Source organism: Streptomyces sp. NPDC001137 (assembly GCF_040298885.1).
GTDB lineage: Bacteria > Actinomycetota > Actinomycetes > Streptomycetales > Streptomycetaceae > Streptomyces.
On record NZ_JBEPBA010000003.1, the window covers coordinates 148282 to 167563 of the forward strand.

The following is a 19282-nucleotide window of genomic DNA, read 5'->3' on the forward strand; positions in this document are numbered from 1 at the left end:
ACATCAGGACAGGATCTCGATGTACCCGTCGGTTCCGTGCACGCGGATCCGCTGCCCGTCCCGGATCAGCCGGGTGGCCTGCTCCACACCTACGACAGCCGGCAGGCCGTACTCCCGGGCGATCACCGCGCCATGGGTCATCAGGCCGCCCACCTCCGTCACCAGGCCCGCGATTCCCACGAACAGCGGTGACCAGCTGGGGTCCGTGAAGGGCGTGACCAGGATGTCTCCCGCTTCGAGCTCGGCCTGCGCCATGTCCAGGATGACGCGGGCCCTTCCCTCGACGGTCCCGGCGGACACCGGCAGGCCGATCAGGGCGCCGTCCGGTACGTCGCCGCGCCGGTAGGCCCCGTTGACGGCCTCGCCGTCCGAGGTGAGCACGCGCGGCGGTGTGAGCGCCTGGTAGGACCGGAACGCCTCCTTGCGCTGCTGGATGAGCCGGTCATCCACCTGGTGGGAGCGCACGACGTCGTGGAGTTCCTGGAACGTGAGGTAGAAGACGTCCTCCTGCTCGGGGAGCACGCCCGCCCGCACGAGCCGCTCGGCCTCCGCCAGCAGGGCCCGCTTGTAGACGAAGTAGCGGCTGATGATGCCGTACTTCGGGTACTCCCGGTATCCGATGAAGGCTCTGACCTGGTCGATCATCCGCTTGGTCGCGTCGGCCTTCCGGTCCCCGTCCGGCAGGTCCCGCAGGCGTGACAGCACGTCCTGTTCCTTCTGCTGTGCCTTCTGCCGCCCCTGCTCGAAGCGCCGCGCGGCGGCGCCCGGTTCGAAGTTCCTGACGTTGTCGAGGATCACGGGCACCAGAGTGCTGGGGCGCTCGCGCCAACGCGGCCTGGTGATGTCGATCTCGCCGACGCAGCGCATGCCGTACCGGTCGAGGTAGGCCTCGATGGCCTCGCGGGCTTCGGCCCCGCCCGTGAGCTTCCCCAGTTCGTCCAGGAATCCCTCGTCCTCGACGCCCTGCAGGAACGCCACCACCTCCGGATACGGGCGGATCACGTCGGCGACGTCCAGCAGCGCCAGTCCCATCTCCGAGGTGACGTTGTCAGGGGCGGACAGCGTGAGGGTGTCGGCCGCGTTCTTCTCGCCCAGCCATTCCTCCAGCTTGTCGTTGAGCCACCACGTGGCCTCCATGCCCGCCATGATCGCCTGCATGCTCAGCGGATCGCTGAGGACCCGCTTGTGCTCCTCGAAGGCCTCCAGCAGGAAGTCGAACAGCGCCGCTCCGGACCTGGTACGGATGTCGCGTTCCAGGGCGGCGATGGACGCCCGGCTGCGCTCGATCAGCTCGCCGACGATGGCCGGATCGGCCTCGGTCGGGGCGGAGGCACCGCCGGCCGGCGGCCCGACGGGGCCCGCGTCCGGGAGGGACGGGATGAAATCGCCCCGCTCCAGGACGGTTTCGAGGGCGTCCCTGATCAGCGGGTCACCTCTGCCGACAAGGTCCAGGAGAGCCCTGCGGCTCGCGGGCGAGGCCAGGCGACGGGTGGCGTCGACGAACAGCCTCCCGCCGGCCTCGTGCATCGGTGCCATGGCTGTCAGCTGCCACACGGAGATGCCCAGGGGCTTCATGGGGTCGGTCATCATCTGCTGATGGCCGACGGAGAGGTAGACGTGATTCTCCTCGTCGTCGCGCTCGGGGACGGGGAACAGCGTGGTGATCGGCCGGCTCTGAACGATCTGGAAGCCGTCCTCGACCAGGCACCACTCGATGTCCTGCGGGCGGCCGAAGTGCGCCTCGATCCGCCGTCCGAGCCGCACGAGTTGCACGGCCTGCGCATCCGTCAGGGCCGGCTGCTCCTGGCGCTGCGAGTCGATCGTCACTTCCTGCGTGCCGCCGGCCGACAGGGCCTGAACGGCGCGCTGTTTCACGGCGATCGTCCTGGCGACGACTTCGCCGTCTCGCACCTTGAAGACGTCCGGGTTCACCAGGCCGGAGACCAGCGCCTCCCCGAGGCCGAAGCCGGCGTCCACGGTGGCGACCTTCCGGTTGCCCGTGACCGGGTCCGCCGTGAACAGGATGCCGGCCGCATGCGGGAAGACCATCCGCTGCACGACCACGGCCATGTGGACCGTGCGGTGGTCGATGCCGTTGCGCTGACGGTAGGTCACGGCCCGCTCGGTGAACAGCGAGGCCCAGCACCGGCTGATGTGCCGCAGGATCGCCGAGGGCCCCACGACGTTGAGGTAGGTGTCCTGCTGGCCGGCGAACGAGGCCGTCGGCAGGTCCTCCGCCGTCGCACTGGACCGGACGGCGTAGGCGGCCTGCTCGCCGAACCGGCCGAGCGCGCGGGTGATCGCCGCTACGAGATCGGCGGGGACGGCAGTCTCTTCGATGGTCCGGCGGATCCGCGCGCTGAGCGTGCGGATCGCCTCCCGGTCGTCCGGGTTGGTGCGCGAGAGCTCGTCGAGCCGCTCGTCGATCGACGGCGCCTGAGCCAGGATCCGTCGGAAGGCGTGGGTCGTCACACAGAACCCACCCGGTACGTGGATGCCTTCGATCCGCGACAGCCCGCCCAAGTGCGCGCCCTTGCCGCCGACGACCGCGACACCCGTCTCGTCGACGTCTTGCAGGTCCAGCACGTACTGCTCGGTCACTGATTGCTCCCCGTTTCCGCAGGTTGTGGCACCGGCCGACGATTCTGCACGGCGACCGGGGCCTTGCGGCAAGCCCCCCAGTGCGCTATACGTTGAGAGTGGCAAGGAGAGGTCTCTCCTTGCCTTTGCTTTTTGGCCCGCCACCCCCAGGGACTCTTCGCCGCTGCTCGGGTCCTTCGCGTGAGGCGGCATTCTTCGTGCATGCGGCGGCGATCAGCCCGGTCGACGTGCTGGTGCGGCGAGCGGCTCGTAGTCGAACCAGTCGAAGTGCACGGTGCCGGTTGAGGCGTACATTCCGAGGACGCGGCCGGTGAAGCCGCCGGCGACCTCGGTGGACAGGTATCTGCCGTCGAGTGAGGCGAGTTCGGCGAAGGTGCCGTCCGGTTCCTCGATCCCCAGCGAGACGATGTCGGGGCCGGTGCGTGCGTCGCTCAACGTCTCGACGGCGGCGACCTCGACACGGAGGACCACAGGTCCGGGCGGTACGGGTCGGGAGGCCACGATGGTGCTCAACGGGCCGATGCGTGCGCGTACTTGAACCTCGCCGGACGCCGCCTCGATGTCGTAGTGGTGCTGCTCGTCGAGGCGTACGGCCAGACCGCCGCACCCCTCCCCCACGTCGATCAGGGTCCGCACCCGACAGGACAGGTGCTGCTGCCGTCGGCCGACGAACGTCACGTCGGTGTCGTCGAGCGAGGCTCCGCGGGCGCGCAGGGTCAGCCAGCCGGGCCGTGCCTCGGTGGTGCAGTCCTCCGCGGGGCGACGTCGCAGTGAGACCCAGCGCGGGGCCAGTTGGGTCAGGTCGAAGTCGTCGCGGACCGGCGTGACGGGGCCGGGCTGAAGCGGCCACGGGGGCGCGGGCGCGTCGAGGGACAGTTCACCGACGACCGGCCAGTCGTCCGCCCAGGTCACGGGCGCCAGGAACGTCTCGCGGCCCAGCACGTGCCAGCCCGGGGTGCCGCCGCCCGGCCGTACTCCGAGGAGCACCATCCACCAGGAGCCGTCGGGTGCCTGGACGAGGTCGGCGTGGCCGGTGTTCTGGATGGGATGGTCGGTGCCGCGGTGGGTGAGAATCGGGTTGGCCGGGCACGGCTCGAACGGGCCGTCGGGCGTGCGGGCGCGGGCGATGGAGACGCCGTGGCAGCGCTCGGTGCCGCCCTCGGCGATGAGCAGGTACCAGTAGTCGCCGATCCGGTACAGGTGCGGTGCCTCGGGGGCCTTGGCGCCCGGCATCCCGGACCAGAGTTTGCGTGCGGGCCCGAAGGTCTCCCCGGTGTACGGGTCGAGGCGGACCTGCGACACCCCGGCCACCGTGCACCAGCAGGTGCCGTCCTCGTCCCAGGCGAGGTCCGGGTCGATGCCGGGGACTTCGGGCAGCAGGACCGGATCGGACCAGGGGCCCGCCGGGTCGGTCGCCGTGACGAGCAGATTGCCGTCGCCGCTGACGTTGGTGACGATCAGCCAGAACCGGCCGTCGTGGTGGCGCAGGGTGGGCGCGTAGATCCCGCCCGAGGAGCGCGAGTCCGGCGGCAGGCGCAGTTGGCCGGGCCGGTCCAGCACGTTGCCGATCTGGGTCCAGTGCACCAGGTCCCGGCTGTGGAAGAGGGGCACGCCGGGGAAGTACTCGAAGCTGGAGCAGGCGAGGTAGTAGTCCTCGCCCACCCGGCAGATGCTCGGATCGGGGTGAAAGCCGGGGATGACTGGGTTGTTGACGGTGGCGGTGCGTATTTCGGACCTGCTCGACACCCTGATCGAATCCTTTCAGTTGTGGTGCAGTTGTACGACCACGATCGAGTAGGCCGGCACGGTCTGGTTGAGGGTGACCTGCGCTGTTTCGCAGCAGGCACTCGGCACGGGCCGGTTGTGCCGAGTGCCTGCTCGAGAGGCTCCCCGTCAGTGGAGACCGCGCTCCAGCCGCTCCGCGACCAGCTTCACGAAACGCGCGGGCTCCTTGGGCTGGCCGCCCTCCGCGAGCACGGCGAGACCGTGCAACAGCTCGGCCGTCTCCACGAGTTCGGTGCGGTCCTCGCGCTCCTGGTACGCCTGGTTCAGGCCCCGCACGAGCGGATGCGCGGCGTTGAGTTCGAGGATCCGCTTGGTGGGCGGGACCTCCTGGCCCATGGCGCGGTACATGTTCTCCAGCGCCGGGGTCAGGTCGTGGGCGTCGGAGACGACACAGGCCGGGGAGACGGTCAGACGCGTCGACAGGCGGACGTCCTTCACCTCCTCGGCCAGCTGCTCCTTCAGCCAGCCCAGCAGACCGGCGTAGGCCTCCGTCTGCTTCTCCCGCTCGGCCTCGGCCTGTTCGTCGCCCTGGACGTCGAGGTCGATCTCGCCCTTGGCTACGGACCGCAGCGCCTTGCCCTCGAACTCGCCCACGGCATCGACCCACACCTCGTCGACGGGGTCGGTGAGCAGCAGGACCTCCACGCCGCGCGCCCGGAACGCCTCGATGTGCGGCGAGTTCTCCAGGCTCTGCCGGGACTCGCCGGTCATGTAGTAGATGTCGTTCTGGCCGTCCTTCATCCGCTCCACGTACTGCTGGAGGGTGGTCGCCTCGTCCTCGGAGTGCGTGCTGGCGAAGGACGCGACGGCGAGCAGGGCGTCGCGGTTGTCGGGGTCGCCGAACAGCCCCTCCTTCAGTACGGCGCCGAACTCCCGCCAGAACGCCGTGTACTTGTCGGGGTCCTTGGCCTTCATCTCCTTGACCGACGACAGGACCTTCTTGGTCAGCCGGCGCTGGATCATCCGGATGTGCCGGTCCTGCTGGAGGATCTCGCGGGAGACGTTGAGCGAGAGGTCCTGCGCGTCGACGACACCCTTGACGAAGCGGAGGTACGGCGGCAGCAGCGCCTCGCAGTCGTCCATGATCAGCACACGCTTGACGTAGAGCTGGAGGCCGCGCCGGAAGTCCCGGGTGAACAGGTCGTGCGGGGCGTGCGCGGGCAGGAAGAGCAGGGCCTGGTATTCGAAGGTGCCCTCGGCCTGCAGGCGGATGGTCTCCAGGGGGTCGCGCCAGTCGTGGCTGACGTGCTTGTACAGCTCGTGGTACTCGTCGTCGGAGACCTCGTCGCGCGAGCGGGCCCACAGGGCCTTCATCGAGTTCAGCGTCTCGGGCTCGGGCTTGTCCTCGCCGTCGCCGCCCGGCTGCGGGACCAGCCGGATCGGCCAGGTGATGAAGTCGGAGTACCGCTTGACGATCTCCTTGATCTTCCAGGTGGAGGTGTAGTCGTGCAGCTGGTTCTCGGAGTCGGCCGGCTTGAGGTGGAGCGTGACGGCGGTTCCCTGCGGTGCGTCGTCGACGTTCTCCAGGGTGTAGGTGCCCTCGCCGCGTGAGGACCAGCGGGTGCCGCCGGCCTCCCCGGCGCGCCGGGTCACCAGGGTCATCTCGTCGGCGACCATGAAACCGGAGTAGAAGCCGACGCCGAACTGTCCGATGAGCCCCTCGGCCCCGGCGGCGTCCTGGGCCTCCTTCAGCTCCTTGAGGAAGGCGGCCGTCCCGGAGTTGGCGATGGTGCCGATGAGGTTGCCGACCTCGTCGTACGACATCCCGATGCCGTTGTCCCGCACGGTGAGGGTACGGGCGTCCGGATCGACTTCGATCTCGATGTGCAGGTCGGAGGTGTCGACGTCGAGGCTGTCGTCCCGCAGCGCCTCCAGACGCAGCTTGTCGAGCGCGTCGGAGGCGTTGGAGACGAGTTCCCGCAGGAAGACGTCCTTGTTCGAGTAGACCGAGTGGATCATCAGCTGGAGCAGCTGACGGGCCTCTACTTGGAACTCAAACGTTTCGGTCGGCATGGCTCGTGTGTCCTCGCAGGTCCCTAAAGTGCCAGGTCAGGTGAGATTCACTGTAAAACATGGCAGGCGGCGAACGGGGGGACAGGCGGTCAATGGCCCGCATGCCGACAGTAATTCGACCGCAGCATCTGGCGTAGCGCACGTGTCACCGGATATGTCATGTCTCGGTCATCGTCGGCACGCCCGTGCCGGAGTGAAGGGAACCCCCCCCCGTGCGCCTGCGCCCCCTGCGCGTCCTGTGCTGTTCCGCCGCCCTCGCCCTGTCCACGCCCGCCCTGCTGCCCGCAGCGGCCTCGGCGGCGGTGCCCGCGTCCTCGATCTACCTGCAGAACTACACCACCGGCCGCAACGCCGCCGACGCCGGCGGCACCGTTGCCGCGCACAATCCCAAGGGCAACGAGGACCACCAGCAGTGGACCCCGGTCGCGGTCGGCGGCGGCTACCAGCTGCGCAACGCCGACGAGTCCGGCACCTGCCTCGGCCGCAGCGGAACCTCCGCGGTCACCACGACCTGCGGCGCGGACGGCACGACCTGGACGATCACCTCCGGCACCGACAGCACGTACACCGTCACCGTCCCCGGCACCTCGCAGTACCTCACCGGCTCCGCCTCCGACGCCGCAGCCGTACGACTCGGATCGGCCGGCGACCTCGCCCGCTGGTACCTCACCCCGGTCGGCTATGCGACGTCGGCGATGCCCTCAGCCGACACCCGCACCCTGGACCAGGTCACCTTCCTGACCGCGCACAACGCCTTCGCCAACGGCGCCGACGGCAACTTCGCCACGTGGCCGGTCAGCTGGTTCCCCAACCAGAACTACGGCATCAGCAGGCAACTGGCCGACGGGGTACGCGGCTTCATGCTCGACGACTACACCGCGGGCGGGCGGGCCGTCCTCTGCCACAACAGCTGCGACGGCGTCAGCAGCCCCGTCCCGCTCGCCACCGACCTGCAGCGCATCGTCGACTTCCTCAAGGCCCACCCCGGCCAGTTCGCCACGGTCTTCCTGGAGGACTACGCCTCCTCCGACGTGCTGAAGTCCTCCCTCGGCTCCGTCAGCGGCCTCTCCGACGTGCTGTACCGGCCCGACCAGGAGGGCGTGGCCACCAAGGGCTGGCCGACCATGGCCGACCTCGCCGCCCGCGGCAAGCAGCTGCTGATCTTCAGCGACCGGACCCGGGCGAGCGACACCGCCAGCGGCTGGAGCACCCGCGACACCTTCGGGGTGATGTACCAGCGCGAGTGGACCGTGGAGAACTACTGGTCCATGGGCGGCGGCATCGGCGCCTCGGACTGGTCCTGCTACAGCCGCTGGGACACCCGCCCCCTCACCACGGACTCGCCGGCCTTCCACCCGCTGTTCGTGATGAACCACTTCCGCGACTACACCATGGGCTCCACCGCGCAGACCGACAACGGCAAACTCCTCAACCGGGCCCAGAACTTCTGCACACCCGCAGCCCGCAAGAAGCCCAACTACCTTGCCGTGGACCGCTACGACCTCGGTTCCCCGAGCCCGCTCACCACGGTGGGCAGCCTCAACACCTACATCCTCGCGCCGGGGCAGTGACCGCCGTCCGGTTGCGGAGGCGGTGTGGAATGCTGCGGTCCTAGGCACTGTCTCCAGCAGAGAGTGCACCCTGCCGGACGGACCGCCTGGAGCCCGATGACCACCGCAAGCCGACCGCACGACACGGACGCCCCCCGCGCGTGGTTCGGACACGAGGCCTGCGCCTGGACCGATTTCGGCACCGCCCGTGTCGCCTGAGCCCGACCGGACGGTCGAAGCGGAACGCGTCAGACGGGAGGTCCTCGACGAGGCCGCGGGCGCCGAGCCGTACATCCTGCGCGGTGCCCACATCACCGGGGCGTTGCTGCTGGACGGAGCGGAGATCAGGCGGTCCCTGCGGTTCGAGGCGTGCCGGTTCGACGAGGCCATCAGCCTGGAGGGGGCGACGACGCTCGGAGTGAGCGTCGTCGACTGCACACTGCCAGGCTTCCGGGCGCCGACGGCACAGTTCGGCGGACGGCTCGACCTGCGCCGCTCGGTCATCGGCGGGGACGGGCAGCACGCTCTGGAACTCGTGCACGCGGACATCGCGGGGGCGCTGCGGCTCGACGGGGCGCGGCTGATCGCGCCGGGCCGGATGGCGGTGGATGCCGGGGGTCTGGTGATGCGGGGCGGCGTGTTCTGCGAGGACGGGTTCGTCGCCGAGGGCGAAGTCTGCTTTCCCGGGGCCGAGTTGCCGGGCGGGCTGTGGATGCGCGGGGCACGGATCACGGTGGGCGCGCCGGACGCGTACGCCTTCCAAGGGGACATGCTCAAGGCGTCGACCGTGCGCCTGTCACGGGGTTTCACGACCGACGGCAGGGTGCGGCTGCGCAGCGTACGGATAGAGGACCTGCTGACCTTCGACGATGCCGAACTGCTCGGCTCCGGGACGTCGTTGATGTGCGTGGGGATGCAGGCAGGCGCGCTCGACCTGCGCTTCAGGTACCGGCCGGCGGGAGGCGTGAACCTGCGCACCGCGCACGCGGACCGCATCCAGGACGACCCCTCGACCTGGCCGAAGACGCTGGGCCTGGACGGTCTGACGTACGGCTGGCTCGGCGATACGGCGCCCACGCGGCGCGAGGACCTCGAGAACCGGCTGGCGTGGCTGCGCCACCAGCCCGTCTACGTCCCGCAGCCGTACGAGCAACTCGCCTCCCACTACCGCAGATGCGGGCACGAGGACGAGGCACGACGGGTGCTGCTCGTGCGGGAGCGGAGCCGCAGGGCGACGCTGGGCCCGGCGGGCCGAGCGTGGGGCTGGCTCCTCGACTCCACGGTCGGATACGGCTACCGCCCGTGGATCGCCGGGATCTGGCTGGCGCTGCTCACACTGATCGGCTCGCTCGTGTTCGCGGCGCACGACCCCGTGGCGAACACGAAGGGCGAGGACACGCCGTTCAACCCGGTCGCCTACACCCTCGACCTGCTGGTGCCGATCGGCGGACTCGGCCAACGCGACCACTGGCACTGGGCACAGGGCGGTGTGCAGGGTCTGGCGTACGCCCTCATCGCGATCGGCTGGGTCCTGACGACCGCCGTGGTGGCGGGGGTGACCCGGACGCTGAGCAGGAACTAGCGTCCGTCCGCCACCGCACAGGCCGGACGAAGCTCCACCCGCCGGTGGTCCCGCCGCGGCGCCGGCGCATCAGTCGGACCTCCCGAAGGTCCCGTCTCCCATTTTCTGTTATGCCAATTGACACACCGTTAAATGCAGACCTAGGGTTCAGCGCATGGAGGAGCGCAAAGGACGCGGTCGACCGCGGAAGAATCCGGAGCGGCTTGCGCGATGGACGCCGCCCGAAGGCTGGTCCCGGCTGGTCGCCTGGATCTCGCCCGAGGAGAAGAAGGCGCTCAAGAGGGTCGCCGTCGAGGCCGAGGTCTCGGTCGCGGACCTGGTCCGCGCACTGGCCGGCGGCCTGGCGTCCGGTGCCATCACCCACGAGGAACTGATCGGCCACGTCAGAAAGGGCATGCAGGTCATGGAGAAGATCCCCACGCTGTTCGAGCGAGACGGCGACTTCCGGGTCGTCAACCGGCCGCGCGCGGAGTGCGCTTGGGTGTTCGACGGCGAGGGGACTCCGACGGAGAAGCTGGACGGGACCAACGTCCGCCTCACGGTCCGGGCGGGCCGGCTGGTACGGGTGGAGAAGCGGCGCAACCCGAGCAAGCTGCAGAAGCAGCAGGGGATCAAGGACGGCTGGTACGTCGACACCGTCGAGGATGCCGCCGAGGACAAGTGGATCCTCGCCGCCGCCCGCAACACCGATGTCACGGCCTGGCCGGACGGCGAGCACTCCTGCGAAGCGCTCGGCCCGCGCATCCAGGGCAACCCCCTGCGGCTGGACGACCACCGGTGCGTGCCGTTCAACCTGGAGGTGCCGGTCTATCAGGGTGTGCCGCGCGACTACCTCGGCCTTCGTGACTTCCTCGCCGAACTGGAGAGCCGCTTCGTTCCCGGCGCCCTGGCCGAGGGCATCGTCTTCCACCACCCGGACGGTCGCCGCGCCAAGATCAAGCGCAAGGACTTCCCTCTCTCCGCCTAGAAACCAGGAGATCGCTGGAGATCTTGCTCCGGCTGCCGCGGAGGGGAACATCGCGCATGGAGACGCTGGTGGTGCTGGCGTTGGGCTTTGGCTTGATCGTGGCCGTGTTCCGCTACCTCGCTTCCGACGAAAGCGATGAGGACCCTCACCTGACGGCTCGTTTGCAGGCGCGGATCAAGCGGTTCGAGCGGTACGAGCGGCTCCCGGAGCCGGTGTTCGCGATGAGCCCCTCCGAGTTCGAGGAATACATCGCTGCTCTGTGCCGCCGCGACGGCTGCACCGACGTGCAGCGGGTCACGGGCGACCACCTGGGCGGCCGGCTGACCTGCTGTCTGCCGGACGGGCGGAAGGCTGCCTTGAGTTGGCAACGAGAGTGCGGGGACAGCTCTGTGGACGCCCACAGTCTCCGAAGGTTCGACGAGGCCGCTCGCGCAATCCATGGTGCCGAGGTGACGATCTGTGTCGTCCTGGGACCGCTCTCCAAGGGTGAACACAGGACCGCCGCTCGCCGTCGCTTGACGCTGATCGACGTCGACCGGCTCGAGTCCTGGATGCAGGGCAGGCCGTTGAGTGCGCTGCTGGTCCCGGTGACCGGCAGGCCGGGCACGAACCGCAACAGCGCCCACGACTGACAGGGCAAAACGTCGGGTGCCACCGAAGGAGCGCAGTAGTGAGTGACCGCCGTACAGAGCTGTCCGTATCCCCGGACAAGAGCCGGTTCGGGCGCGTGGCACTGGCCATCGTCCCGGCGGTCATCGTGCCGGCCATAAGCATGACGCGTCTGCTCGCGGGCGGGCGCGGCACCAGTGAGGGGCTCGGGCCGATGGCGGTACCCGCGGCCATCACCCTCGTCGCGCTCCCCTTCCTGTGGTACGTGGCCTATGCGGTCCTGCACACCGTGAACACGCATGTGGCACTCGTGGGCGGTGTCGTCCTGGTACGCAACTGGGCACGCAGGCTGACCGTCATCGATGGGCCCGGCTTCGTGGCCCGTACGCATGTCAACTCCAGCGGCATCGCCGGCGCGGTGCTCGTCGTGGGCGACGACCGCGCCGCCGTCATGCTCAATCCCCGCCAGTGGCGTGAGGCCGAACTCGACGAGGTGTGGCGTAAGGCGGCTCTTCCTCAGCAGTTCGGAGGTACGCCGACCCCACGTGAACTGCGCAAGCGTTACCCGACCATCCGGATACCTCTCTACATCCGGTATCCCGCCCTCGTCTACACCTTCTGGACCATCCTCGTCATTCTCTACATCGGAGTGGTGGTCAACGTCTTCGCCCGCATCTGAGGGCGCGGCGGCTGGCGGGAGTTCAGTTCGCGCACACCTGTCCGAGCTAGGGGGCCGCCGCGTTCGTCGCCGAGTTCGTCAGGGCATCGAGCTGGGCGGCGAGGTCGGGGTGGCCGGGGGTGAGGTGGGGGCGGGTGGCGTTGAGGGGGTGGATGAGGACGGCGGGGTCGTCGTGGGCGAGGGCCGCGTGCAGCTCGCTGAGCGGGTCGCGGGCCGCGGTGGGCAGGTCGGTGAGGGCGCTGATCTGGCCGGCGATGCGGCGCAGGTCGGCTGCGTTGCGGCGGGCCCAGGCGGCGGTGGTGCGTTCGGCGGCGCGGCGCTCGCGGGTGGCCTGGACGCGTTGTTCGCCGGTGGTGCCCGCGGGGCCGGGCCGGCCGCGCAGATAGCGGCGTTCGGCGGCCTGGCGGCTGGAGACACCGAGCGGGTGGGCGAGGTCGGCCCAGCTGGCACCCGCCTGCCGGGCGGTTTCGATCAGGCCGGTTTCCCATTCGGCGAGCTGCTCGCGTACCTGCCGCAGCAGCAGCAGGGAGGCGAGGGCCTTCTCCGGGGCGACCTCATGGGCGTCGGCGGTGTCGCGGTCCTCGTGCCGAGCGGCCTGCAGGGCGTCGTCTATGGCGTGCAGAGCTGCCGCGGCGGCAAGGAACGACGTCGGCCCTGGTGCGCCGATGCTGGACGATTTCGGCTGGTCAGCCGGGGTCATGAGCACCTCCTCAGGTATGTCATCCTTTGGACGACGCCTCGCTTGTCATCCATTGGATGACATGGTACAACGTTTTCAGTGAGGCGCATTGGCAGCAACTGCCCGAACCTTCCTGGAGGTGTTTTCGATGTTGATGCGCACTGACCCCTTCCGTGAGCTGGACCGGCTGGCGCAGCAGCTGATGGGCCCGGGCACGTGGTCCCGGCCGTCCCCGATGCCGATGGACGCCTACCGCGAGGGCGACGAGTACGTGGTGGCCTTCGACATCCCCGGCGTCAGCGCGGACGCGATCGACATCGACGTCGAACGGAACATGCTGACCGTGAAGGCCGAGCGCCGGCCCGTGGCGAAGGCCGACGACGTGCAGATGGAGCTGTCCGAGCGGCCCCTCGGCGTCTTCTCGCGCCAGCTCGTGCTGGCCGACACGCTGGACACCGAGCACATCCAGGCCGACTACGAGGCAGGCGTGCTCACTCTGCGCATCCCGATCGCCGAGCGCGCCAAGCCCCGCAAGATCACCATCGGTGTCGGGTCCGACCGCAAGGAGATCTCCGGCTGAGCCGGACAGCCGCAGACCGAACAACGGCGGAGGACAGGTACCTGATCTCCCCCCGGGGCCTGTCCTTCGTTCCCCGCGGACCGAGGAAGGGTGGCGGCCACCGTGACTGTGCGACGCGAGGCGTTCCTCAACCATGTGAAGGAACGAGGCGAGTACGCCACCCTGCAGGAAGCGGACCGTGCGGCCCGCGTGGTGCTCGCCCTGCTGGGCGCACACCTGGTCGGCGAGGTACGCGCCCGGCTGGCGGCGCGTCTGCCGGAGGATTTCGCCCTGATCCTGCTCAACCCGCTGCAGAGCGCCGAACCGCTGTCCCCGGAGCGGTTCGTGCGCGCGACCGCGGCCTGGATCGAAGGGGCGACCGAACAGACCGCAGCCTGGGACGTCAGCGCCGTCCTGTCCACGGCCGCCGACGCCGCCGGCGACGACCTCCTCAAAGAGATCCTGCTGCAACTCCCCGCGGGTTACGACCTGCTCTTCGGCCGCGTTCAGCCCACCTGACCACCCACCCACCGGTGACCATGCACCCGTCACCATGACCCCGTTGGCAGAAAGGCAACCACCGCAGTGATGTCCGACCACAGCGCACCGTTCCAGCAGCCCTATGGAGGGGCGTACGAACAGATGCTGGAAAAGGTCCGCTACGACGGCGCCTATCCCACCCGCGAGAAGGCCGAGCAGGCCGTCCGCCTCGTCCTCGCCGGGCTGGGACGCCAACTGACCGGCGACGAGCGCGTCGAACTCGCCGCCCGCCTGCCCCTCGAAGCCGCACGCATCCTCACCGCCCAGATCCCCGACACCCAGCCGCTGACCGGCTGGGCCTTCGTCAAGGACCTCGCCGCCCGCACCGGGGCTTCCCTCGCCACCACCCGCTGGGACACCGGATCCGTCTTCTCCGCCGTCGCGGCCTACGCCGGATCCGACCTCATCACCCGCATCCTGAGCCAGCTGCCCTCCGGCTACGCGCTGCTGTTCGGCCGCGCCGAACTCACCCAAGCCGCATAGCCGGGCCGCGTCTGTCCGGCGCCCCAGCATGCCGGTGACCGTGACGCGTGCGCGGGCTGCGAGGACCGCGCAGGGCGTCCGGCCACCGGCATCCTGCCCACCGCTCCGAGGACCGCAAGCAGAACACCGCTACCCGCACGCGCCCTCAGGCGCCGAACTCCTCGGCGACATCGCCCGGTTCGGACCGCACGTTCTTGGCCAGGTCGTCCGGCTGGGCCCGCACCTGCTCCCAGGCTCGGCGGGCCTGTTGCTCCAGGGAGAGCACACCCGGCGGGAGCGCGCCCACCAGGCCGTGCCGCTCCCGTTCCTCCCGTGTGAAGGCGACCCCCTTGTTCCGCAGCGCGTCGGTCAGCAGGGCCCGCCCGTGCGGGTCGTCGCGGCGCGAGGACATGGGTACTCCTCCGTCACCTGCTTTCCCCGCCCCGGAGTTCCCGTCCGGTCCGGCGGCAAACCGGACAGCGGCCGGGTCCGCATCCAGAGCCCGGCCGTAATTCGTTTGACCGAGACACGCCTCGACGCTGCACTGTGGCGGGGCACCGCGGGTTCGTGGTGCCGGAATCGCGGGGAGGCGGCGGCAGCAATGGAGATCCGTTCCACGACCGACCAGGACTTCAAAGTCTTCGTCGACACCATGCATGCCGCGTTCGGGCGCTTCCCGGAAACCCCGGCCGAGGGCGGCGGCGGGGTGTGGTGGGCGGCGCTCGAAATGGACCGCAACCTGATGGCCGTGACGGCGGACGGGCGGCCCGTCGGCACCGCCGGTGCGTACTCCTTCGAGCTCACGCTGCCCGGTGAGACCGTCGTCCCGGCCACCGGGGTGACCGCCGTCGGCGTCCTGCCCTCGCACCGGCGCCAGGGCGTGCTCACCGCGATGATGCGGCACCAGCTCACCGAAGTGCGGGCCCGAGGGGAGTTCCTCTCCGTACTGCTGGCCTCCGAGGCCGTGATCTACCGCAGGTTCGGCTACGGGCCGGCGACCTACACACAGCGGCTGACGGTGCCGCGCCACCAGGCCGCCCTCGCCCTCCCCCGGGCGCACACAACGGCCGAGGCCCCGGCGACCGGTTGGGACACCGGCTCGGTCGAGCTGCTGCGGCGTGCCGAGTGCGGGGAGATCCTGGAAGAGGTCTACGACCGCTACCGCCGCGCGCAGCCCGGTGCGCTGTCCAGGCCGCACCGCTGGTGGACCTCCGGCGCGGGGCAGCCTCCCATCGCTCCGACGTCGCGCCATGTGGCCGTCCACCGTGACGCCCACGGTGTCCCGGACGGGTACGCCAGCTACGCGGTCGGCGACGGCGACGTTTTGACGGTCGACGAGACCATCGCCGGCGACGACGCCGTCTTCACCGCCCTGGCCCGGTTCGTACTCGGACACGACCTGGTCCGTCAGGTGGTGTTCAAGCACATCCCGCCCGGCAGTCCGCTGCGCTGGCAGCTCGCGGACTTCCGCGCCGGCGAGGTGAGCGGTGACACGGACTGGCTCTGGGTGCGGCTGCTGGACGTCCCGCGTGCGCTGACCACGCGCGGTTGGGTCATGGACGGCGAACTCGTCCTCGACGTCGACGACCCGTTCCTGGGCGAACACGGCCGCTACCTGCTGACGGTGCGGGACAGCAAGGCCGAATGCGTCCCGACGGACCGGGAGCCCGACCTGTCCCTGGACGTGAGCGACCTCGGCTCGATCTACCTCGGCGGTACGGCCCCGAGCACGCTCGTGCGTGCCGGGCACGTCCGGGCCCACCGGCCGGGCGCGGCCGCCCTTGCCGACGCGCTCTTCCGCGGCGAGCGCTCCCCGCACTGCCTGCACTGGTTCTGACCGCAGTTCCGAAGTCACTTCCCAGATGGGTCGCGTGACGATCGAGGTGCCCTACGAACCGCTTCCGATGGACCAGTCGGCCGTGCGCCATGCGCATGGGCCCGACTCCGCCGTGCGGTCAGGCCCATCGGAGCCGGCTGTCGCAAAACGTGAATTGGCGGCCTCAGGGGCGCCCGAAACAGGGGCATGCACGGCCCCGGCGGGCCCCTTGGCACGCTCGGCCGCAGTGTGCGACCCGTGGGCCAACCATTCCTCGACAGACTCTCAGTTGCCCGTCCACGACCTCGGCAACAGGGCTCTGAGCTGGTGTTTTCCTGAATTCCGCTTAGGCTGGAGCGGTCTGCCGGACGCCAGGTGAGGGGGATTCGTGAGTGGGGAAGGCATGGGGTACGACGCTGCCCAGATCGAGGTGCTGGAGGGGTGCGAAGCCGTTCGCAGACGTCCGGGGATGTGGGTCGGCTCGACCGGGGAACGCGGCTTGCATCAGCTGGTGTTCGAGGTCGTGGGCCGGGCGGTGAGCGAGGTTGTGGCCGCGGGTGCTCGTTCCGTCGAGGTGACGCTCACCTCCGACGGCGGCGTGCGGGTCGCTGACGACGGGCCAGGGGTTCCCTTCGAGGCCCCGGCCACTGGGGACACCGGTGGACCGGGCCTCGAAGCCGAGCTGACCAGCCTACAAACCGGAGCCGGACCCAGTGGCCGACACCTCGTGGTCGTCGGCCACTTCATCGTGGGGCTCTTGGCCGTCAACGCCCTGTCGAGCCGGCTGACGGCCGAGGTGCGGCGCGAGGGGGTCCGCCGGGTCCAGGAGTACGCACGCGGCGTCGCTCTCGCCCCACCCTTGGCCGCGGGAGCCGCGAACGGCAGTGGGACGACCATCGCGTTCTGGCCCGACGCCGAGATCTTTGAGACGACGAGATGCTCGTTCGCCGTGCTCGCAGAGCGCTTCCGGCAGGTGGCTTTCCTCAACCCGGGACTGGAGATCGCGCTGACGGACGAACGCCCGGCGGGAGGGGCCCGGGCCGTGCGCTTTCGGTTCCCGGAAGGGGTGCGGGACTACGTGGCCGCCCTCGACGCGGAGGCCGGGGCAAACCTCCATCCGAACGTGATCGGCTTCGAGCGGGAGGACCCGCGGATGGCGGGGACGATGGAGGTGGCCCTCCAGTGGAGCGGCACCCGACAGGAGCGGGTGCGCGGCTTCACCAACAGCCGGCCCACTCCCGAGGGCGGCAGCCACGTGGACGGTTTCCGCGACGGAGTCGTGGCCGCGATCACGGAGTACGCCCGGAAGAGGGGTCTGCTGACGGCAGTGGATCCCCATCCCCTTGCCGACCTGATCGGCGAAGGCCTGACGGCGATCGTGTCGGTGAAGCTGGACCGTCCCGAGTTCCTCGGCGCCACCCGCGGACTGCTGGCCAACTCCGAGGTACGCGCCTGCGTCGGCGAGGCAGTCCAGGACCGTCTGGAGGCCTGGTTCGAGGGTCACCCGGAGCAGGCCATGGAGCTTGTCGACCGCATCGTCCGGGGCGTCCACCAGAACTGAACAGCTCCAGGCGACCGGCGCGAAGCTCATCCTGCGCCGTCCGGTCGCGCGGCGCTCAGTGCTGCCACGCGTCCGGGCCGCCGCCCCGCCACTCGACCAGCCCGGATTCCCGCACCCAGGCCTCGTCGGCGTCCTCCAGACCCGCGAGCCGAAGAAACTCGACGATGTCCAGCAGCCCGTATGCCATCCCGCGGAAATGATCGCCCACACGAACCCGCCGGCCGCCGTCCTCGGCGGGCGGGTAGATCACGATGGGCTGTGCGTCGGCCATGGGAACCAGGGTGCGCTGTGTGACGGCTGGGCGCATGTGGGGCGGTCGTGGCGCTCGTGGGGCAGCTGCGGCCTGGCGGGGGCTCTCCTCGGGTGACCAAGGACGCCCACCCTCGGCAGATGGCCGAACCGCGGGCTGCCGGGACGACGCGATCACCGCCCACGACCCTGCCGGACGCCGTTCGCCTGATCGGGTCGGGAGGCTTTGCCGGAGGCGCCTGGGGCTCGTCCTCCATACCGTGCCGCCACCCCGTTGCAGCTTCGCACCCCCTACGCGGTCATGGGCTCCAAGCACCTGGGCGCCGACGTCAACCTCCCTGGCCCACCGCCCGCATCGCCGTGATGGGCGCCGAGGGCGCGGTGGGCGTGCAGCGCGAACGTAGTCGACAATTCCATCGGCATCAGCAGCGCCGGCGCGGTGGTGGGCAGCCCCATCGTGGCCACCATCGCCACCGCGCTCGAACCGGGGGTCGCCGCGGTGCTGCCACCTAGGAACGCCGGCGGTACGGAGTTGTCGTCCAGGAAGGCTCCGAGCACGGGTGTCCTTGGAGAACAGGAAGCGGTCGGTGGCCTCGATGTTGGCGTTGGCGGGCAGGTAGCTGGGCAGGGCGGCCTCGCCTCCCGGATCCTGTACGGCACCCACGCCGGCGATGGCCAGCGGCGTCATCGTCTCGGGGTTGAGCAGGACCGGCGCGGACAGCGAGCGCGGCAGCACTCCGTTGTCGAGACCGGCCTGGACGGCGCCGTAACCAAGGCCGACGTCGCCGTGCAGCAACACGATGGGCTGTCCGGGCCGCGCAGTCCCGGCAGACAAGCCGTACGCCCTCTCGCACCACCGCGTGTTCAGACCATGTCAGGTCGCGCCAGGGGGTCCGCCTGTCCCCCAGCCGCAGAGGGATGTCCCCTCATCCCGCAGCCGGCTCGACGAACTGATTGGTGTCGAAGAGTTCGTTGATGTGTCCGCCGAGTTCGGACCAGTGCTGTGCGGAGAGTTCGGCGGCGGAACGGGCGTCGCCGGTGGCGCAGATCTCCACGAGCTGGTCGTGGTGCTCGATGGTGTTGCGGCCGCCCAGCAGCGTGGAGAACTTGCGGTACAGGATGCGGTGGATCTGCGGGTGCAGCTGTTCGACGATCCGGCTCAGTACGGGGTTGTCAGCCGCCCCGATCGGTACGGCATGGAAGCGGTCGTCGGCCGCGAGCGCGGCGGCGGTGTCGTTGGCGGTGACGGCCCGTTCGAAGTCCCGGTTGGCCTCGCGCATGGCGTGGAGGTCCTGCTTCGTCATGACGGGCACGGCCGTCTCGACGGCGAGCTGGTCGAGGGAGCGCAGGACCGCGAGGGTCTTTTCGACGTCACGGCGGTTGAGCGTGGTGATGCGCGTATAGACGCCGGGCTTGGCCTCGACGAGGCCGATGTCGGCGAGCCGGGCGAGCGCCTCGCGCACGGGAGTGCGGCTGAGGCCGAGGCGCTCGGCGAGCTCACCGTCCTTGACCTTCTCTCCGGGGGCCAGTTCGCCGCGCACGATGGAGTCGCGCAGGCGATGGAAGACCTCGTCGCTGAGGAGGCGGCGGGAAACGGGGCTGTCGAGTGACATATTGCGTACAGTACATC

17 protein-coding genes and 2 pseudogenes are annotated in these 19282 nt (G+C 69.9%); 11 read left to right on the forward strand and 8 right to left on the reverse strand.

The genetic code is table 11. The features are described 5' to 3' along the window. Positions 1-3 precede the first annotated feature (3 nt). The 3 genes from rph to htpG all read right to left on the reverse strand — a co-directional run bounded on the left by rph (position 4) and on the right by htpG (position 6399). The gene (rph, locus tag ABT254_RS06635; protein WP_351464509.1) at positions 4-2601 is read right to left on the reverse strand and encodes a rifamycin-inactivating phosphotransferase; all 2598 of its coding nucleotides are present in this window, start codon (positions 2599-2601) and stop codon (positions 4-6) included. A gap of 213 nt (positions 2602-2814) precedes the next feature. Continuing rightward, on the reverse strand, positions 2815-4347 hold the full coding sequence (locus ABT254_RS06640) for a glycoside hydrolase family 43 protein (RefSeq protein WP_502971933.1): 1533 nt from the start codon (positions 4345-4347) through the stop codon (positions 2815-2817). A gap of 147 nt (positions 4348-4494) precedes the next feature. Then, on the reverse strand, positions 4495-6399 hold the full coding sequence (htpG, locus tag ABT254_RS06645) for a molecular chaperone HtpG (protein WP_351464511.1): 1905 nt from the start codon (positions 6397-6399) through the stop codon (positions 4495-4497). A 218-nt stretch (positions 6400-6617) separates the two neighbouring features. On the opposite strand from htpG, the gene ABT254_RS06650 reads away from it, so the two are divergent. The 5 genes from ABT254_RS06650 to ABT254_RS06670 all read left to right on the forward strand — a co-directional run bounded on the left by ABT254_RS06650 (position 6618) and on the right by ABT254_RS06670 (position 11786). Continuing rightward, positions 6618-7970, forward strand: a complete 1353-nt coding sequence (locus ABT254_RS06650) for a phosphoinositide-specific phospholipase C-related protein (RefSeq protein ID WP_351465573.1) — start codon at positions 6618-6620, stop codon at positions 7968-7970. Between the two features lie 187 nt (positions 7971-8157). Continuing rightward, positions 8158-9531 (forward strand): pentapeptide repeat-containing protein, encoded by a 1374-nt coding sequence (locus ABT254_RS06655; RefSeq protein WP_351464514.1) that lies wholly within the window; start codon positions 8158-8160, stop codon positions 9529-9531. Positions 9532-9685: 154 nt separating this feature from the next. Beyond that, positions 9686-10498, forward strand: a complete 813-nt coding sequence (locus tag ABT254_RS06660) for a hypothetical protein (protein ID WP_351464517.1) — start codon at positions 9686-9688, stop codon at positions 10496-10498. 56 nt (positions 10499-10554) lie between these two features. Continuing rightward, positions 10555-11130, forward strand: coding sequence for a restriction endonuclease (locus tag ABT254_RS06665; RefSeq protein ID WP_351464520.1), 576 nt, complete (start codon positions 10555-10557; stop codon positions 11128-11130). Between the two features lie 38 nt (positions 11131-11168). Next, positions 11169-11786 carry a hypothetical protein gene (locus tag ABT254_RS06670; protein ID WP_351464523.1) on the forward strand — a complete coding sequence of 206 codons (618 nt, stop codon included), beginning with the start codon at positions 11169-11171 and terminating at the stop codon, positions 11784-11786. 46 nt (positions 11787-11832) lie between these two features. Here ABT254_RS06670 and ABT254_RS06675 read toward each other — a convergent pair whose 3' ends face one another. After that, the gene (locus tag ABT254_RS06675) at positions 11833-12486 is read right to left on the reverse strand and encodes a type III effector protein (protein ID WP_351464526.1); all 654 of its coding nucleotides are present in this window, start codon (positions 12484-12486) and stop codon (positions 11833-11835) included. Between the two features lie 127 nt (positions 12487-12613). Here ABT254_RS06675 and ABT254_RS06680 point away from each other — a divergent pair, with 127 nt between their 5' ends. The 3 genes from ABT254_RS06680 to ABT254_RS06690 all read left to right on the forward strand — a co-directional run bounded on the left by ABT254_RS06680 (position 12614) and on the right by ABT254_RS06690 (position 14047). Further along, positions 12614-13045 (forward strand): Hsp20/alpha crystallin family protein, encoded by a 432-nt coding sequence (locus ABT254_RS06680; RefSeq protein ID WP_351464529.1) that lies wholly within the window; start codon positions 12614-12616, stop codon positions 13043-13045. Between the two features lie 102 nt (positions 13046-13147). Then, positions 13148-13543 carry a DUF2267 domain-containing protein gene (locus tag ABT254_RS06685; RefSeq protein WP_351464532.1) on the forward strand — a complete coding sequence of 132 codons (396 nt, stop codon included), beginning with the start codon at positions 13148-13150 and terminating at the stop codon, positions 13541-13543. Between the two features lie 69 nt (positions 13544-13612). After that, on the forward strand, positions 13613-14047 hold the full coding sequence (locus tag ABT254_RS06690) for a DUF2267 domain-containing protein (RefSeq protein WP_450749922.1): 435 nt from the start codon (positions 13613-13615) through the stop codon (positions 14045-14047). Positions 14048-14192: 145 nt separating this feature from the next. Here the strand turns inward: ABT254_RS06690 and ABT254_RS06695 are convergent, their stop codons facing one another. After that, a complete protein-coding gene (locus ABT254_RS06695) occupies positions 14193-14438 on the reverse strand; it encodes a hypothetical protein (protein ID WP_351464538.1) in 246 nt (81 codons plus the stop codon). A 189-nt stretch (positions 14439-14627) separates the two neighbouring features. Between ABT254_RS06695 and ABT254_RS06700 the strand changes: the two genes are divergently transcribed. Both ABT254_RS06700 and ABT254_RS06705 read left to right on the forward strand, forming a co-directional pair. Further along, on the forward strand, positions 14628-15863 hold the full coding sequence (locus tag ABT254_RS06700; RefSeq protein ID WP_351464540.1) for a GNAT family N-acetyltransferase: 1236 nt from the start codon (positions 14628-14630) through the stop codon (positions 15861-15863). A gap of 382 nt (positions 15864-16245) precedes the next feature. Then, positions 16246-17403 (forward strand): DNA gyrase subunit B, encoded by a 1158-nt coding sequence (locus ABT254_RS06705; protein WP_351464543.1) that lies wholly within the window; start codon positions 16246-16248, stop codon positions 17401-17403. A gap of 55 nt (positions 17404-17458) precedes the next feature. Here ABT254_RS06705 and ABT254_RS06710 read toward each other — a convergent pair whose 3' ends face one another. After that, entirely contained in the window at positions 17459-17674 is a 216-nt protein-coding gene (locus ABT254_RS06710) for a hypothetical protein (protein WP_351464546.1), read from the reverse strand. A gap of 372 nt (positions 17675-18046) precedes the next feature. On the opposite strand from ABT254_RS06710, the pseudogene ABT254_RS06715 reads away from it, so the two are divergent. Beyond that, positions 18047-18157: pseudogene (locus ABT254_RS06715) on the forward strand (cutinase family protein); the annotation flags it as partial. Here ABT254_RS06715 and ABT254_RS06720 read toward each other — a convergent pair. Together ABT254_RS06720 and ABT254_RS06725 are read right to left on the reverse strand one after the other, a co-directional pair. Next, positions 18136-18436: pseudogene (locus ABT254_RS06720) on the reverse strand (hypothetical protein); the annotation flags it as partial. The pseudogenes ABT254_RS06715 and ABT254_RS06720 overlap by 22 nt on opposite strands. 142 nt (positions 18437-18578) lie before the next feature. After that, positions 18579-19265, reverse strand: a complete 687-nt coding sequence (locus tag ABT254_RS06725; RefSeq protein ID WP_351464549.1) for a GntR family transcriptional regulator — start codon at positions 19263-19265, stop codon at positions 18579-18581. Positions 19266-19282 lie beyond the last annotated feature (17 nt).

Excerpts from the sequence above, each read along its gene's own strand:
- ABT254_RS06660 (WP_351464517.1), top strand. The coding sequence starts at position 9,686 with ATGGAGGAGCGCAAAGGACGCGGTCGACCGCGGAAGAATCCGGAGCGG.
- ABT254_RS06680 (WP_351464529.1), top strand. The coding sequence starts at position 12,614 with ATGTTGATGCGCACTGACCCCTTCCGTGAGCTGGACCGGCTGGCGCAG.
- ABT254_RS06675 (WP_351464526.1), bottom strand. The coding sequence starts at position 12,486 with ATGACCCCGGCTGACCAGCCGAAATCGTCCAGCATCGGCGCACCAGGG.
- ABT254_RS06695 (WP_351464538.1), bottom strand. The coding sequence starts at position 14,438 with ATGTCCTCGCGCCGCGACGACCCGCACGGGCGGGCCCTGCTGACCGAC.
- ABT254_RS06665 (WP_351464520.1), top strand. The coding sequence starts at position 10,555 with ATGGAGACGCTGGTGGTGCTGGCGTTGGGCTTTGGCTTGATCGTGGCC.
- ABT254_RS06700 (WP_351464540.1), top strand. The coding sequence starts at position 14,628 with ATGGAGATCCGTTCCACGACCGACCAGGACTTCAAAGTCTTCGTCGAC.
- ABT254_RS06690 (WP_450749922.1), top strand. The coding sequence starts at position 13,613 with ATGTCCGACCACAGCGCACCGTTCCAGCAGCCCTATGGAGGGGCGTAC.
- ABT254_RS06705 (WP_351464543.1), top strand. The coding sequence starts at position 16,246 with ATGGGGTACGACGCTGCCCAGATCGAGGTGCTGGAGGGGTGCGAAGCC.
- ABT254_RS06710 (WP_351464546.1), bottom strand. The coding sequence starts at position 17,674 with ATGGCCGACGCACAGCCCATCGTGATCTACCCGCCCGCCGAGGACGGC.
- htpG (WP_351464511.1), bottom strand. The coding sequence starts at position 6,399 with ATGCCGACCGAAACGTTTGAGTTCCAAGTAGAGGCCCGTCAGCTGCTC.
- ABT254_RS06725 (WP_351464549.1), bottom strand. The coding sequence starts at position 19,265 with ATGTCACTCGACAGCCCCGTTTCCCGCCGCCTCCTCAGCGACGAGGTC.